13 protein-coding genes and 1 riboswitch are annotated in these 14,845 nt (G+C 61.9%); of the genes, 5 read left to right on the forward strand and 8 right to left on the reverse strand.

Annotated features, from left to right (window positions below; all coding sequences use genetic code 11):
- The 3 genes from AB5Y82_RS06565 to tyrS form a co-directional block, all read right to left on the reverse strand.
- Positions 1-495, reverse strand: a 495-nt coding sequence (locus AB5Y82_RS06565) for a lipase secretion chaperone (protein ID WP_368173787.1), incomplete at its 3' end; no start/stop codon positions are given.
- Complete coding sequence (locus AB5Y82_RS06570) at positions 492-1,403, reverse strand: triacylglycerol lipase (RefSeq protein WP_111901597.1); 912 nt, start codon at positions 1,401-1,403, stop codon at positions 492-494. The genes AB5Y82_RS06565 and AB5Y82_RS06570, both read right to left, overlap by 4 nt.
- A 168-nt stretch (positions 1,404-1,571) precedes the next feature.
- Positions 1,572-2,837, reverse strand: a complete 1,266-nt coding sequence (gene tyrS, locus AB5Y82_RS06575) for a tyrosine--tRNA ligase (protein ID WP_111901598.1) — start codon at positions 2,835-2,837, stop codon at positions 1,572-1,574.
- Between the two features lie 145 nt (positions 2,838-2,982).
- Between tyrS and AB5Y82_RS06580 the strand changes: the two genes are divergently transcribed.
- Positions 2,983-3,831, forward strand: coding sequence for a helix-turn-helix transcriptional regulator (locus AB5Y82_RS06580; protein WP_159142683.1), 849 nt, complete (start codon positions 2,983-2,985; stop codon positions 3,829-3,831).
- A 12-nt stretch (positions 3,832-3,843) separates the two neighbouring features.
- On the opposite strand, the gene AB5Y82_RS06585 is transcribed toward AB5Y82_RS06580, so the two are convergent.
- Entirely contained in the window at positions 3,844-4,620 is a 777-nt protein-coding gene (locus AB5Y82_RS06585; RefSeq protein ID WP_058058128.1) for an ABC transporter substrate-binding protein, read from the reverse strand.
- A 109-nt stretch (positions 4,621-4,729) separates the two neighbouring features.
- Positions 4,730-6,031 carry a hypothetical protein gene (locus AB5Y82_RS06590; RefSeq protein ID WP_159142682.1) on the reverse strand — a complete coding sequence of 434 codons (1,302 nt, stop codon included), beginning with the start codon at positions 6,029-6,031 and terminating at the stop codon, positions 4,730-4,732.
- A gap of 223 nt (positions 6,032-6,254) precedes the next feature.
- Here AB5Y82_RS06590 and AB5Y82_RS06595 point away from each other — a divergent pair, with 223 nt between their 5' ends.
- Complete coding sequence (locus AB5Y82_RS06595; RefSeq protein ID WP_159142681.1) at positions 6,255-6,572, forward strand: DUF1496 domain-containing protein; 318 nt, start codon at positions 6,255-6,257, stop codon at positions 6,570-6,572.
- 310 nt (positions 6,573-6,882) lie between these two features.
- On the opposite strand, the gene AB5Y82_RS06600 is transcribed toward AB5Y82_RS06595, so the two are convergent.
- Positions 6,883-8,331, reverse strand: coding sequence for a catalase (locus AB5Y82_RS06600; RefSeq protein WP_368173788.1), 1,449 nt, complete (start codon positions 8,329-8,331; stop codon positions 6,883-6,885).
- Positions 8,332-8,492: 161 nt separating this feature from the next.
- On the opposite strand from AB5Y82_RS06600, the gene AB5Y82_RS06605 reads away from it, so the two are divergent.
- On the forward strand, positions 8,493-8,990 hold the full coding sequence (locus AB5Y82_RS06605; RefSeq protein WP_111899788.1) for a GNAT family N-acetyltransferase: 498 nt from the start codon (positions 8,493-8,495) through the stop codon (positions 8,988-8,990).
- Between the two features lie 4 nt (positions 8,991-8,994).
- The gene (locus AB5Y82_RS06610) at positions 8,995-9,849 is read left to right on the forward strand and encodes a GyrI-like domain-containing protein (RefSeq protein ID WP_111899789.1); all 855 of its coding nucleotides are present in this window, start codon (positions 8,995-8,997) and stop codon (positions 9,847-9,849) included.
- 80 nt (positions 9,850-9,929) lie between these two features.
- On the opposite strand, the gene AB5Y82_RS06615 is transcribed toward AB5Y82_RS06610, so the two are convergent.
- The gene (locus tag AB5Y82_RS06615; protein WP_005336432.1) at positions 9,930-10,517 is read right to left on the reverse strand and encodes a superinfection exclusion B family protein; all 588 of its coding nucleotides are present in this window, start codon (positions 10,515-10,517) and stop codon (positions 9,930-9,932) included.
- Positions 10,518-10,689: 172 nt separating this feature from the next.
- Positions 10,690-10,796: riboswitch (yybP-ykoY riboswitch) on the forward strand.
- Between the two features lie 88 nt (positions 10,797-10,884).
- Here AB5Y82_RS06615 and AB5Y82_RS06620 point away from each other — a divergent pair.
- Positions 10,885-11,871 carry a sodium:calcium antiporter gene (locus AB5Y82_RS06620; protein WP_368173789.1) on the forward strand — a complete coding sequence of 329 codons (987 nt, stop codon included), beginning with the start codon at positions 10,885-10,887 and terminating at the stop codon, positions 11,869-11,871.
- 66 nt (positions 11,872-11,937) lie between these two features.
- On the opposite strand, the gene AB5Y82_RS06625 is transcribed toward AB5Y82_RS06620, so the two are convergent.
- Positions 11,938-14,790 (reverse strand): valine--tRNA ligase, encoded by a 2,853-nt coding sequence (locus tag AB5Y82_RS06625; RefSeq protein ID WP_047437342.1) that lies wholly within the window; start codon positions 14,788-14,790, stop codon positions 11,938-11,940.
- Between the last annotated feature and the right edge of the window lie 55 nt (positions 14,791-14,845).

Genomic DNA, 14,845 nt, shown 5'->3' on the forward strand with positions numbered 1-14,845 from the left:
CATCTGCGCCAGCTCTTGCAACTCCTCAAGCAGACGACTGTTGGCCTCCGCCTCGCGAAACCAGCCCGGTTGCTCCGCCAGCCAGAGATCCAGCTCGCTGGCCAACTGCGACTTGTCGCTGTCTCTTGCTTCCGCCAGCGCCCTGCGGCGCAGGGTCAGCTGTTCCATCAGTCGATCCTCGGCAAACAGCTGGGCCTGCTCGGCCGGGGTAAAGCTCTGCTGGCGCAGTTGCTCCCGCTCGTCAAACAGGATCTGCAGGCTGGCGAGGGAGATCTCGGTGGGCACCGTCAGGCTGCTCTGGGCGGAGACAAAGGTGCGATAGCGCGCCTGCAGGGCATCGGCGGCCTCCTGCTCGGGATCGTGCGGGTGGCTCTGTGCATGCTGATTGGTTTGAGCCTGTGATGAGTCTGCCGTCGGTGCCGTGGGCCAGAGCAACACCCCGCCAAGCAGCAGGGTGATGGCGCAGGGTACGACGAGCAGGGTGGCTATCTTCATAGTCCCAGCTCCTTGAGACGGTTGGCATGCTGGCGATAGAGGGTGACCGGATCGGTCTCGAACAGATGGTGAATGCCGAAGGACTGGTTCACTTCGTCCAGATGGTTCATCCGGTAGTCGGTGCTGATCACCTTGCCGAGGTGGCTGCTGCAGACCCCGACCAGCCCGTCATTGGGCTCCTTGAAGAAGGCACCGGTCAGCGCCAGCGCAGGATCCACCGGATCCAGCAGATTGGTCAGGTTGCCGCGTCCGCTCCAGGAGAAGTAGTAGACGCCGTTGCTGGCCTGCATCGGCCCCTCGCCGCAATAGCGGCTGGGCAGCCCCTCCGGGTAGCGCTGGTTGAACTGGCTGGCCCCCTTGCTGGTGAGGGCATCGAGGGCGGCGACCGGATCTTGCGGCAGTTGGCTCCCGCCCGAGAGCAGTGAAATCATGCCGGAGAGGGCGTGGGCTGCGGCGGCCGCCAGCTTCTCGGCGGCGCTGCCGGGGGCGGCATTGGCCCGCACCAGATCGGCAATCTCGGAGCCGTAGTTGACCCCGCCGACGCTGGTGGCGGAGGCGACCAGCTCGGGGGCGACCGAGGCGACATAGCGGATGGTAGGGCCGCCATGGGAGTGGCCGATCAGGTTGACCTTCTCGGCGCCGGTGGCTGCCAGCAGCAGCTCAACCTGGGCGAGCAGTTGCTCCCCCCGTTGTTCTGAACTGGCGGTGGCCGATACCTGAGCAACGTAGACTTTGGCACCATCCCGGCTCAGGGCCTGGGGAATGCCGTAGAAGTAATCGACCCCGAGCAGCTTGTCGAAGCCGAACAGGCCGTGCACCAGCACTATGGGGTAGCGGGTCTGGGTGTATCCGCTGGCGTGTGCCAGCATGGGCAGGGTGCAGAGCAGCACCAGAAGCCATCTCTTCATCATCAGCATCCTTGTTGATTCGTGAGGAACAGATTGTGTGACGTACTCCATGTTCGCCGGTGCCAGTATGGTGGCTGCTGACGGGAGAGGCTGTGAGGGGGATCGCAACTCGGGATTCAAAAGGGATTCAGGGTGCGGGCGGGGAGGCTGAACTCCCCGCCCTGCGGCTTATTGCCACTCCACCAGGTGATACTGCTTCTTGCCCCGGCGCAGCAGCAGGTAGCGACCAAACAGCCGATCAGTAGCGCTCAGCTGTTCATCCTGCTTGATCACACCATTGAGGCTGATGGCGCCCGTCGCCAGCAGCTCGCGGGCGATGCGTTTGGAGTTCGCCAGACCGCAGCTGACCAGCAGGCTGACCAGATCCGTCTCGCCGCTGACGGTGCTGCATGGCATGCCATCCTGCGCCAGCTGGGCCAGATCGCTCTCGCCGAGGCGAGCTACATCGCCGCTAAACAGCAGTTCGCTGATGCGCTGCACTGCCGCCAGCGCCGCCTTGCCGTGTACCAGCTCGGTCAGCTCGTCGGCCAGCACCTGCGGGGCCTGCTTGCGCCCCTGCCGCTTGGCATCTTCCGCCTCCAGTGCATCAATCTCGCTCAGCGACATAAAGCTGTAGTAGCGCAGGAAGCGGTAAACGTCCTCATCCGCGGTGCCGAGCCAGAATTGGTAGAAGGCGTAAGGGGATGTGAGCGCCGGATCGAGCCAGACTGCACCACCCTCGGTCTTGCCAAACTTGGTGCCGTTCGCCTTGGTGATAAGGGGCAGGGTCATGCCGTGCACCTGTGCCTGATGGAGACGACGGGTGAGATCCATGCCGCTGGTGATATTGCCCCACTGGTCGTTGCCGCCAATCTGCAGGGTGCAACCGAGCCGCTGGTGCAGCACCGCAAAGTCGTAGGATTGCAGCAGAGCGTAGGAGAACTCGGTGAACGAGATGCCCTGATCCGGACGGGCCAGCCGCTGGCGCACCGATTCCCGCGCCAGCATGGCATTGACCGAGAAGTGCTTGCCGATTTCCCGCAGAAAATCGAGGGCGGACATCTGCCCCATCCAGTCGCCATTGTTGACCAGTTGCGGGGCCGACAGGCCCTCATCGGCGGGCAGCAGCGCCCTGATTTGGGCCGACAGGCTGGCGACCCAACCCTGCACGGTATCGGCACTGTTGAGGCTGCGCTCGGTCGCCTTGAAGCTGGGATCGCCAATAAGGCCGGTTGCCCCGCCCACCAGTGCCACCGGGGTGTGGCCCGCCAGCTGGAAGCGGCGCAGCATCAAGAGCGGCACCAGATGACCGATATGCAGGCTGCCGGCGGTGGGATCGAACCCGCAATAGACGGTGCGCGGGGTGGCAAGATGATCGGCCAGGGCCGCCGGGTCGGAATTCTGGGCCACAAGGCCGCGCTCGGTCAGCTCATCGAGCAGGTGGGGGTTGATCATGGGTGCTCCAACAACAGGGGAAAAGCCGTCATCCTCGCCGTTCTGGCCGGTGGCGGATATGTCCCCTGAGGGACAGTTTTGCCACTCTCGTGCTAGCATTCAGCCATAGCGGGGAATCGCTCCCCGTCACCGGAAACGTGCCACCATGACCCAGCCATTCACCACAGATGCCTTGACCCGCAGCATGACCGAGGTGGTCGATGCCCTGCACAGCAGCGCCTTTCCGGCGGCGCTGGTGCGGCTGATCCAGCAACAGGTGGCGTTTGATTGCGCCCTGCTGCTCGGGGTGGGGCAGCGCCCCGTCTACCTCTACGACAACCTCAATCATCAGCGGGCTCTGTTGTTTGACCGCTACCTCACCAGCCACTTCAGTCAGGATCCCTTTATGCAGGCGCTGGAGCAGGGCTTGCCTGCCGGCGTCTGGACGCTGGCGCAGGTCTCCCAAGGGCGGCTCGATCCCGAATATCGCCACCACTTCTATCAGGCCACCGGCTGGCAGGAGGAGGTGGGGCTGATCCTGCCGGTGCGGGACGGGCTGACGCTGATGCTGTTTCTGGGGCGACTCGACAAGCGCAGTACTCTCAGCCGTGACGAGCTGGCGAGGCTGGAGCAGCTGTTCCCGCTGGTGCATTCGCTCTGTCGTCAGCAGTGGCGGCAGAGCCAGCCGCTGCTGGCCCAGAGCACGGCGCTGCCAGATAGCGCCAGCCTCAAGAGCGCGGTGGAGCTGGCGATGGCGAGTGTCGGGGGGGATCTGCTCACCCGGCGCGAGCGGCAGGTGGCGGAGTTGCTGCTGCAGGGACTGGATACGGAGGCGATTGCCGCAGCGCTCGGGATTGGCAGCGGCACGGTGAAGAATCACCGCAAGCATCTCTATGGCAAGCTGCGGCTCGGCTCGCGGGCCGAGCTGTTCAATCTCTTTCTGAACCACCTCATTACGGCGCCGGTGGAGGCATCGCAGGCGTCATCGGCGGGAGATAGAGAGAGCCCGCCATAGGGTGGGCCGGGGTTACTCGAGGCGCGGGATGGTGGGAGTGGTTTCGGGCAGGATACTGAGCAACTGGTAGCGCTTCATCAGCTGCTTGTATTCATCCCCCTGTCTGACCTTGTCCAGCGCCTGTTGCAGGCGGGCAACCTGTTGCTTGTCTGCCCTCAGGTTGAAGGCGAAGCAGTTGTCCTGCTCTTCAATGATCGCGACGGTGACAAAATCCTCGCTGGGGAAACCCAGCTCTTTGGCCTGATGGCGCAACATCACCTCGTTGCCCGCCACCAGATCGGTGCGTGCCATGATGAGCTGGCGCACCACCTGATCCATGCGCTCCACCGACATCATATTGCCCGGGCTGATCCCGCGGTTGAGCAGCAACTGCTCCCCGACATCTGCCTGCATCACACCAATCTGCAGCTTGGCGAGATCCGCTTTGCTGGCCACTTTGGGGGCATCCTGCTTGCGGCCGACCAGAGCGACCCTGGAGTGGCTGATGGGGCAGACCCAGAGGAAGTGGGGATCCCGCTCCTTGGTGTGCGCCGTGGTAAAGAGCACGGCTTCTTGCTGCTGGGTCAGCAGATACCAGCCGCGGGCCCAGGGCAGAAAGTGGATGGGTTGCTCCGGCTCTCCCATTTCGCGCCACATCAGGCGCAGCAACTCGACCGCCAACCCCACAGGCTGACCATTTTTATCCAGGCCATTGAGTGGCATGTTCTGCTCCGAATAGTAGATAAGTGCCGGAGCTGGGAGCGCGATAAACAGGGCGAGAGAAGCGAGAGCAGGGAGCAGACGACGCATGATGCACTCCTTGTGCGGGTAGTTACCTAACAGTCTATGTGGCCTTTTCCATAACGTCATGATCCGGTAGCGGGATAAAAAACAGGCCACCTTTCGGTGGCCTGTCTGTTTATTTGAGCAGGGCTTCCATCTCCGCCTCTGCCTTGGCGCGCGCCTTGGCCTCCGCCGCTCTGGCGGCATCGGCGACGCTCTCTCCGGCCGTATGGGATGCGGCACTGACGGCCTGCCGAGCTGGTTCTGCAACGGCTTTGGTCGCTTCTTGTGTCACGCTAGCGGCGGCACTGCTGACGGCTTGCTTGGCAGGAACGGCAACAGCCTTGGTGGCTTCTTGGGTCGCGGTCGCCGCGGCGCTGCTGACGGCCTGTTTGGCAGGAACGGCAACGGCCTTGGTGGCTTCTTGCGTCACGGTGGCAGCAGTGCTGCTGACGGCTTGCTTGGCTGGATCGGCAACGGCCTTGGTTGCTTCTTGGGTCGCGGTGGCAGCGGCACTGCTGACAGCTTGTTTGGCAGGAGCGGCAACGGCCTTGGTAGCTTCTTGGGTCGCGGTCGCAGCAGCGCTGCTGACGGCTTGCTTGGCAGGAGCGGCAACGGCCTTGGTAGCTTCTTGCGCCGCGGTCGCAGTTGCGCTGCTGACAGCCTGTTTGGCAGGTGTGACAACGGCCTTGGTGGCTTCTTGCGTCACGGTGGCAGCAGTGCTGCTCACCGCTTGCTTGGCTGGCGCAGTGACCGCGGTGGTTGCACTACGGGTCAGATCGGTCGTGCTTTGGCTCACCGCTTGGGTGGCCTGTCCGGTGGCGTGGGAGGCTACGCCGCTGATGGCCTGGCTGGCGCTGTTGGTCAGCGAGCCGGTGACGCCGCGGGTCACTGTGCCCAGCGCGCTGCCAAGGGAGAAGGGGGAGGCGCCACTCTGACTGGTCGCTGCGCCAGTCAGGGCATTGGTCGCCGGGGTGAGCTGGCTGGCGGGGGTCTGCCAGCCCTGCATGGCGGTTGGCCAGGTCGGTGCCGTGCCCGCCAGATTTTCGCCGAAGGTCAGGGTGGTGCCATCCCCTTTTTGCAGCAATACAGACATCTGGTTGGTTTGCGAGTTCCACACCATCCCCGCCTGCTTGGCGATATCCGGCACGGGCGCATACTCGGAGACCACATAGAAAAGCGGCCCCTCCTGCTGTAACTTGTCGGCAGTCTTGAGCAATTGCATGGTGCTGTCGTAGTTGGGGCCAAGGATGGCGGTCATCCGATCCTTGATCAGGGGTTGTTCGAACAGATTGACCTCGTTCGGGTCAAAGCCGACCAGCGGCTTGAGCAGGGCCCACATCAGCTGGCTGGTGGGGCTCATCATCAGCAATGGGGCAACGCAGGCGGACAACATCAGGCTCAGGCAGGCCGCCTGAAGCAACGGCATGATACGCATTGGGATAATATCCAAATAACGATTTGATAAATAAGGTTATATTTTGTCAGGACGTGACAAATTCACCGGAAGTTTGCGCGTGGCAGCGAGATACTGCCCGCAGGCGCTGGCAGGCTACCATATTGGTTCCACAATGCCAGCAGGCAGTATGATTGTCAGTCAAGTAAACCCCGGGGCTGGTCGATTCTTCGAGAGTGCCCCCCATCGCAACAGGATCCCCCTCATGAAAAATGTACTGCTCTGCCTGCTGGTCTCCCTCTGGCTCGCCCCCGCTCTAGCCGCGTCCAAAACCACTGTGGTGGGCGAGTCTGCCAGTCCCGAACTGGTGTTGCCGCTGGGCTCATTGCCCGAGCGGGTCTGCTGGTTTGCGGATCAGAAATATTCCGAAGGGGCCCGCATTCTGCAGGGAGATATCTGGCTGGAGTGCGGCCCGCTGAACGACCTCGAGAGCAATGGCCCGCTGGCCTGGCGCTCTCCTGCGGTGGTGTTGCCTGCCACCCGTGGTGCGAAAGATCAGAAGACGATTTCCGTGGGTCAGTGAGGCTTTTCTTGATCCAGCTAAAGACATGGACGTGATCCCTGTCGCATAATGCAGCTCCTTTCTTCTCTTGGCTGGAACCTAAGAAATGGCTCGTCGCTCTTCCAATGCACAACGTCGTCGCAGTAGCTGGTGGTACAAACGCTTGTTGGCAAGGGAGCGGGAAGAGCGCGAAGCGCGTTCCGTCCGGGATTGATACTGCATTGAAAAACGGAGCCTCGGGCTCCGTTTTTGCGTTTATTACTCTTAGCAGAATAACAACGGGGGCCATCAGGCCCCCGTTTTGTTTTTGCAGATTTTTCCTGCTTGCGGCTTAGCGCTGCAAGGCGGCCAGTGCCAGTTCGACCCGCTTGGCGTATTCGGGGTCGGCCTGCTCGAAGTGTTTGAGCTGGGCCGCGATGATGGCGTCATCCTCCACATTGATGAGGGAGCGGGCCAGGTTGGCGGCGAGCCGCGAGCGCTGCCCCTCGTCCATGATGCGGAACAGGTTACCCGGCTGGCTGTAGTAGTCGCTGTCGTAGTCACGGAAGTCGTAGTGCAGGGCGGCCCCTTCCAGACTCAGCGCCGGTTCGTGCTGCTCGCTCGGCTGCTGGGTGCCGAAACGGTTCGGCTGATAGTTGGGGCTGGCGCCGCCATTGCTGTCTGCTCGCATGGCACCGTCACGATGGGCACCGTGATGGAACGGGCAGCGCGGGGCGTTGACCGGCAGCAGACCGTGGTTGACGCCAAGGCGATAGCGCTGGGTGTCACCGTAGGAGAAGAGCCGCCCTTGCAACATGCGATCCGGCGAGAAGCCGATACCGGGCACCACGTTGGCCGGGGTAAAGGCGGCCTGCTCCACATGGGCGAAGTAGTTGTCCGGGTTCTGGTTAAGCTCCAGCATGCCCACCGGGATCAGCGGGTAGTCGCTGTGCGGCCACACCTTGGTCAGGTCGAACGGGTGGATGTTGTAAGTCTGGGCTTCGGCCTCCGGCATCACCTGCACATAGACCTTCCAGCGCGGGAAGTCGCCCCGCTCGATGGCATTGAACAGATCCGCCTGGCTGGTCTCCCGATCCTGCCCGACGGCGGTGGCGGCCTCTTCATCTGTGTAGAAGCTGTGGCCCTGCTCGGTCTTGAAGTGGAACTTGACCCAGAAGCGCTCGTTGGCATCGTTGATAAAGCTGAAGGTGTGGCTGCCGTAGCCGTTCATCTCCCGCAGGCTCTTGGGGATGCCGCGATCGCTGAACAGTATGGTGACCTGATGCAGGGATTCCGGATGGCGTGACCAGAAGTCCCAGGCGGCGGTGGCGCTGCGCAGGTTGGTGCGCGGATCCCGCTTCTGGGTGTGGATGAAGTCAGGGAATTTCAGCGGATCGCGGATGAAAAAGACCGGGGTGTTGTTACCCACCAGATCCCAGTTGCCCTGCTCGGTATAGAACTTGAGGGCGAAGCCGCGCACATCGCGTTCGGCATCGGCGGCGCCTTTCTCACCGGCCACGGTGGAGAAGCGTAGGAAGACCGGGGTCTGCTTGCCGATGGCGCTGAACAGATCGGCCTTGCTGAACTGGCTGATGTCGTGGGTCACGGTAAAGGTGCCGTAGGCGCCCGAGCCCTTAGCGTGAACCACCCGCTCGGGAATGCGCTCGCGGTCGAAGTGGGCGAGTTTCTCCATCAACCAGATGTCTTGCATCAGGATGGGGCCGCGCGGGCCGGCGGTGAGGCTGTTGTTGTTGTCGACGACGGGGGCGCCGTTGGCGCTGTGCAGGGTCTTGTCAGTCATGGCTTCTCTCCTTGTTGATATGGGGTCAGCCTACGGATCTGCGCCGTGCTCGGCCAATGGGCCTTTCCTCGCCCTTTGATAGGCAAGACAAATGGGTGTTGCTGGGGGATGTGTAACCGCGCCGGATATTGCATGATGGTGGTTTCGAGAAGGAGCCTCATATGCAGATTACTATCCGTCATGCCGAACCCGCTGATGCCCCCGCCTTGCGGGATCTCTATTCCATGCCCAATGCTCAGGCGGGCACTTTGCACCTGCCCACACCTCCCCTTAGCCAGTGGCAGAAGCGGTTGGAGAGCGACAGCGTGGTGGCACTGGTCGCCGACGTTGACGGCCTGCTGGTAGGCCAGCTATCGCTGCTGGTTGAGCCCAATCCGAGACGCAAGCATGTGGCCGGTATCGGCATGGGAGTGCGGGATGACTGGGCTGGCAAGGGGGTTGGCTCTGCCCTGATGGCCGCGGCGCTGGATCTGGCCGATAACTGGCTCAACCTGCATCGGATTGAGCTGACCGTCTATACCGACAATGAGGCCGCACAGGCGCTCTATCGCAAGTTCGGCTTTGTGGAGGAGGGGCGGGCCCGCGATTATGCCTTCCGCCAGGGGCGCTATGTGGATGTGTTCTATATGGCCAGAGTCGCGGGGGGCGCCAGTCGCTAACGGTATGGTCGATTATCAGGCCAGATTGCGCCCGGTGATCCGGGCGCTGGAGCATAATCCCGAGCTCTGTCTCAGCGAGGCGGCCAGCCTCGCCTCACTCTCCAGCTATCACTTTCATCGGGTTTTTACCGCCGTCACCGGTGAAACCCCGGCCGAGATGCAGCGTCGCTTGCGGTTGGAGCGGGCTGCTCGCTCTCTCTGCTACAGTCGCGACCCGATCACCGAGATTGCCTTCTCGGCCGGTTTTGCCAGCTCACAGGCCTTTGCCAAGGCGTTTCGCAAGCAGTTTGCCATGGCGCCGGGGATGTTGCGCCGCCAGCCGTCACTCTTGCAACTGAGCAAGAATGGACACGCGGCTGCCCGGGTCTCTGATTATGCTGAAGGCCGTTCCAGTGAAAGGAGGCTACAGATGAAAACCGAACAGATGGCTGCACGCACTCTGGCCTATATCCGGGTCACCGGCCCTTACGGCGCAGGCTATGAGCCGGTGTGTGACCAGCTCTATCAGTGGGCTGCCGGGTTGGGTTTGGCCGAAGGGGAGTGGATCTTCATCTACCACGACAACCCCGAAGTGACGGCTCCCCAGCAGTGTCGCACCGATATCTGCGTCACCGTGCCGGCGGGTACCAGGGGAAGTGGCAATGTGGAGATCCAGCAGCTGGCGGGTGGCCGCTATGGCCTGTCACGCATGACGGTAACCGATCCGGCCCAGTACCCCGCACTCTGGCAGCAACATATTGGCGAGGTGGTGGCGGCCGGTTGGGAATTTGACGATCGCCCCTGCTTCGAGCTCTATCACAGCTTCGATCCGGTGACCAAGGTGGCCGATGTGAGCTTCTGCTCCAGTCTGAAGGGCTAGCCAAAAACCAGCGGGATCATGCAGCAACGAGAGAGCCGGACAATGTCCGGCTCTTTTGCATCTGGCGGATGGGGCGGCGGTTAGCGCTGGAACCCCTTCTGGGCGAACTTGGGTCTGGCATTCATGATCTGCTCCACCTGCTCGTCGCTCATCTTGCCGCGCGACAGCCCCAGCACCTTGTAGGTGAGCAGTGGTCGGGCGGGTAGGGCGATCATCAGGGCGCGGATCTGGTTCTCGTCATCCTTCTCCCGGGTCGGCTTGCCGTAGGCGTAGGTGAGGACACCGGCATCCATCAGGTTTTTGACGGCGGGCTCGGTGATCGGCAAGTTTATGACGCTTTTACGCTGCAGCACGAACTCGCGCAGCACCGCCTTCTCGTTGAAGTCGAGGAAGCCGATCATCTGGGCCAGCTGGTCCTGCTGACGGCGCGCCTGCCACTCTTCGCATGCCCACTCCCAGGCGATCAGGAAGCCCTGACTGCAGAAGTAGGAGATGGCGATCAGCATGCCGACCCCCAGCCAGGCCGCATGATCCGCAGCCCACTGGCTGACGGCCCCTTTCATCAGCCCGGCCGGAAACAGCAGAATGATGCTGCAGCAGAGCAACAACCAGACCATCAGCCAATTGAGGCGGTTCAGTTGATAGAAATGTTGGATCCACCGTTTCATTGTTCATCCTTCCCAAACTGTTGTGGATAGTGAACTACCTACAGCAATCGGTGTGCCAACAGCGCAATAGCGGTGGGGAGGAGGGACTGGCGAGGTTACATTCCCTTACAACTTATTGAATGAGTTGTCATTAATTTGCCTTGTGAGGCGGTGGTCGAGTTGCTAAAACGTCTCCTCAGTCATTGGGGAGTAGCAACCCGCCCGCATTCCGGGCCGGGCCCATGTCAACACTCTTGGATCCTCGCATCCATGGCATGGGCGGCGATAGGCACTATCGCTCTGCAAGACCTTTGGCCTCGATATGCACGCCAGCCGGGCGAGCCATGTCGGGTCCATCGGTTATGCTGCTCGCCTGGCGGTATCTATTATGTTGATTACCCTGCTGTTATTTCTCGTCTCTGCGGTCACCATCTACCTTGCCTGCGAATACTTCGTCAACGGCATCGATTGGACCGGCCACCACTTCAAACTCTCCCAAAGCGCCACCGGTTCGCTGCTGGCGGCACTGGGTACGGCGCTACCCGAGTGTATCGTGACCCTGACCGCTCTGCTGATGGGCAACACAACCGCCCAGCAGGAGATCGGCATTGGCGCCGCCCTTGGCGGGCCGCTGGTGTTGGCGACCATCGGCTATGCGGCAGTCGGCCTCACCCTGCTGCTTTGCATGGGGCGTACCGAACGGGCCATCGATGGCGAGGTGCAGCGCGAGATTGGCCGGGATCAGCGCTGGTTTATCGGCATCTTTCTGGTGGCGACCGCGCTGGGGCTGGTCGCCTTTACCGGCAAGAGCTGGCTGGCCCCGCTCTTCCTGCTGGTCTACCTCGTCTATGTAAGGCGCGAGCTGAAACAGAGTGACAGCCACGAAGTCGAATTGCCGGAGCTCCTCAAATTGGCACCCGATGCCGGGATCCCGCCCCTTGGCAAGGTGCTGTTGCAGACGCTGGCGGCGCTGGTGGTGGTGGCGCTGGCGGCCCAGCTGTTTGTCCATCAGCTGGAGAGCATGGGCGAGCTGTTTGGCCTCTCGCCGGTGCTGGCGGCCCTGCTGCTGAGCCCGGTCGCGACCGAGATGCCGGAGCTGATGAACGTGCTGATCTGGGTGCGACAGGGCAAGAACCGGCTGGCGCTGGCCAATATCTCCGGGGCCATGATGATCCAGGGCACTATCCCCAAGGCGTTCTGTCTGCTCTTTACCCCCTGGCTGCTGGATGGCGCCATGATGGTCTCCTCGCTGGTGACGCTGCTGGCGGTGGGGTTACTCTGGTGGGGGTTCAGAAAGGGAGTGATGACCGCCGGGCGGTTGGCGCTGGTCGGTCTGCTCTATCTCGGCTTCTGCGGCTGGTTGCTGGTGAGCTGAAGCGGGAAGCGCGGATATGAAAAGCCCCCTTGGCAGGGGGCTTTGTTGTATCGGTAGAGGCGGTGCTTACAGCGCGGCGATCTCGGCCTGCTGGGCTTCCAGCTTGGTCAGCTGGAGACGGTAATCTTCCAGCTTCTCGCGCTCTTTGGCGATGACCGCTTCCGGCGCCTTGGCGACGAAGGCTTCGTTGCCGAGTTTGCCTTCGATACGGCCGCACTCGCCCACCAGACGGGCAACCTCTTTGGCCAGACGGGCCAGTTCGGCATCCTTGTCGATGAGGCCGGCCATCGGGATCATCAGCTCGGTGGCACCGATCAGCTTCTTCACTGACAGCGGGGCGGTTTCACCGTCCGCCAGTACGCGGATAGACTCCAGACGGGCCAGCGACTTGAGGAAGGCCTCGTTGTCGGCGGCGCGCTGGGCATCCTTGGCATCGCACTGGAGCAGCACGTTGAGGGGCACGCTCGGTGCCACGTTCATCTCGGCGCGGATGTTGCGGATGCTGACGATGAACTCCTTCACCCACTCCTGATCCGCCATCGCTGCTTCGTCCACCTTGGCGGCGTCGAACTCCGGGAAGGCCTGAATCATGATGGTGTCGGCGTGTACGCCAGCCAGCGGGGCGACCGATTTCCAGATGGTCTCGGTGATGAACGGGATGATCGGGTGCGCCAGACGCAGCAGGGTTTCCAGCACGGTCACCAGGGTATGGCGGGCAGCACGCTGCTCGGCCTCGGAACCCTTGGTCAGTACCGGCTTGGTCAGCTCCAGATACCAGTCACAGAACTGGTTCCAGATAAATTCGTACAGCACGCCAGCCGCGATGTCGAAGCGGTAGGTATCGAGGGCGGTACGGAAGTCACGGATGGCCACTTGCAGCTGGGACTGGATCCAGCGATCCGCCAGACTGAACTGCATCTCGCCGCCGTTGAAGCCGCAATCCTGATCTTCGGTGTTCATCAGCACATAGCGGGAGGCGTTCCACAATTTGTTGCAGAAGTTGTTGTAGCCGTCCAGGCGCTTCATGTCCCAGTTGATGTCACGACCGGTAGAGGCCAGCGCTGCCAGCGTGAAGCGCAGGGCGTCTGTACCGTGGGCATCGATCCCTTCCGGGAACTGCTTGGCGGTACGTTTGGCGATCTTCTCGGCCATCTGCGGCTGCATCATGTTGCCGGTGCGCTTCTCCAGCAGGTCTTCCAGCGAGATGCCGTCGATCATGTCGAGCGGGTCCAGCACGTTGCCCTTGGACTTGGACATCTTCTGGCCCTCTTCGTCACGGATCAGACCAGTGATGTAGACGGTCTTGAACGGGACTTGCGGCTGGCCGTTTTCGTCCTTGATGAAGTGCATGGTCATCATGATCATCCGGGCAATCCAGAAGAAGATGATGTCGAAGCCGCTCATCAGTACGTCGGTCGGGTGGAAGGTCTTGAGTGCCTCGGTGTTGTTCGGCCAGCCCAGAGTGGAGAAGGTCCACAGGGCGGAGCTGAACCAGGTATCGAGCACGTCTTCGTCCTGACGCAGTACGGTTACGGCCGGGATGCTGTGCTTGGCGCGCACTTCATCTTCGCTGCGGCCCACGTAGACATTGCCGGCGTCGTCATACCATGCCGGGATGCGGTGACCCCACCACAGCTGACGGGAGACGCACCAGTCCTGAATGTCGCGCATCCAGGAGAAGTACATGTTTTCGTACTGCTTCGGTACGAACTGGATGCGGCCATCTTCCACCGCCTCGATGGCGGTCTTGGCCATCGGTGCCACGCGCACGTACCACTGGTCGGTCAGCATCGGCTCGATGGGCACGCCACCGCGATCTCCGTACGGCTGTTGCAGCACGTGATCCTTGATCTCGTCCAGCAGACCCAGCTCTTCCAGCTTGGCCAGAATCGCCTTGCGGGCAGCGAAGCGCTCCAGACCGGCGAACTCGGCCGGGAGGGCAGCGTCGTAGGCAGTGCTCGGGTTGCCGTTGGTGTCGACCACTTCGGCTTCGGCACGCACGTGGGCGTCCAGAGTGAAGATGTTGATCATCGGCAGGCTGTGGCGCTTGCCCACTTCGTTATCGTTGAAGTCGTGGGCAGGGGTGATCTTCACGCAACCTGTGCCCTTCTCCATGTCGGCGTGTTCGTCGGCAACGATGGGGATCAGACGGTTCACCAGCGGCAGCAGGATGTGCTGGCCGATCAGCGCCTTGTAGCGCGGGTCTTCCGGGTTCACGGCCACGGCGGTATCGCCCAGCATGGTCTCCGGACGGGTGGTGGCGACGATCAGGTAATCCTTGCCTTCGGCGGTCTTGGCGCCGTTGGCCAGCGGATAGCGCAGGTGCCACATGTGGCCCTTGATCTCGCGGTTTTCCACTTCCAGATCGGAGATGGCGGTGTTGAGTTTCGGATCCCAGTTCACCAGACGCTTGCCGCGGTACATCAGGCCATCTTCGTAGAGACGGACAAATACTTCCTGCACGGCGGCGGAGAGACCCTCATCCATGGTGAAGCGCTCGCGCTCCCAATCCACGGAGTCGCCCAGACGGCGCATCTGGCGGGTGATGGTGCCACCGGACTCTTCCTTCCACTGCCAAATCTTGTCGATGAAGGCATCACGGCCGTAATCGTGGCGAGTTTTGCCCTCTTCTGCGGCGATCTTGCGCTCAACCACCATCTGGGTGGCGATACCGGCGTGGTCGGTACCTGCCTGCCACAGGGTGTTTTTGCCCTGCATGCGGTTGTAGCGGATCAGGGTATCCATCAGGGTTTGCTGGAAGGCGTGACCCATGTGCAGGCTGCCGGTGACGTTCGGCGGCGGGATCATGATGCAGAAGGAGTCTTTGCTGGTGTCGCCGTGGGGCTTGAAGTAACCCTGGGCTTCCCAGTGCTGATAGAGCGCCTGTTCGATGGCGTTGTGATTAAAAGTCTTTTCCATGGTCTCGCCGTAATCTGGATGGATGGAGTCTGGTGTTGATTCTTTATGGATCAAT

The sequence above is a fragment of the Aeromonas sp. s13 genome, assembly GCF_040907905.1.
In the GTDB taxonomy this organism is placed as follows: domain Bacteria; phylum Pseudomonadota; class Gammaproteobacteria; order Enterobacterales; family Aeromonadaceae; genus Aeromonas; species Aeromonas veronii.

Coding starts and splice junctions, on each gene's coding strand:
- AB5Y82_RS06585 (WP_058058128.1), bottom strand. CDS start 4,620: ATGCGTCGTCTGCTCCCTGCTCTCGCTTCTCTCGCCCTGTTTATCGCG.
- AB5Y82_RS06595 (WP_159142681.1), top strand. CDS start 6,255: ATGAAAAATGTACTGCTCTGCCTGCTGGTCTCCCTCTGGCTCGCCCCC.
- AB5Y82_RS06615 (WP_005336432.1), bottom strand. CDS start 10,517: ATGAAACGGTGGATCCAACATTTCTATCAACTGAACCGCCTCAATTGG.
- AB5Y82_RS06600 (WP_368173788.1), bottom strand. CDS start 8,331: ATGACTGACAAGACCCTGCACAGCGCCAACGGCGCCCCCGTCGTCGAC.
- AB5Y82_RS06570 (WP_111901597.1), bottom strand. CDS start 1,403: ATGAAGAGATGGCTTCTGGTGCTGCTCTGCACCCTGCCCATGCTGGCA.
- AB5Y82_RS06620 (WP_368173789.1), top strand. CDS start 10,885: ATGTTGATTACCCTGCTGTTATTTCTCGTCTCTGCGGTCACCATCTAC.
- tyrS (WP_111901598.1), bottom strand. CDS start 2,837: ATGATCAACCCCCACCTGCTCGATGAGCTGACCGAGCGCGGCCTTGTG.
- AB5Y82_RS06605 (WP_111899788.1), top strand. CDS start 8,493: ATGCAGATTACTATCCGTCATGCCGAACCCGCTGATGCCCCCGCCTTG.
- AB5Y82_RS06590 (WP_159142682.1), bottom strand. CDS start 6,031: ATGCGTATCATGCCGTTGCTTCAGGCGGCCTGCCTGAGCCTGATGTTG.
- AB5Y82_RS06625 (WP_047437342.1), bottom strand. CDS start 14,790: ATGGAAAAGACTTTTAATCACAACGCCATCGAACAGGCGCTCTATCAG.
- AB5Y82_RS06580 (WP_159142683.1), top strand. CDS start 2,983: ATGACCCAGCCATTCACCACAGATGCCTTGACCCGCAGCATGACCGAG.
- AB5Y82_RS06610 (WP_111899789.1), top strand. CDS start 8,995: ATGGTCGATTATCAGGCCAGATTGCGCCCGGTGATCCGGGCGCTGGAG.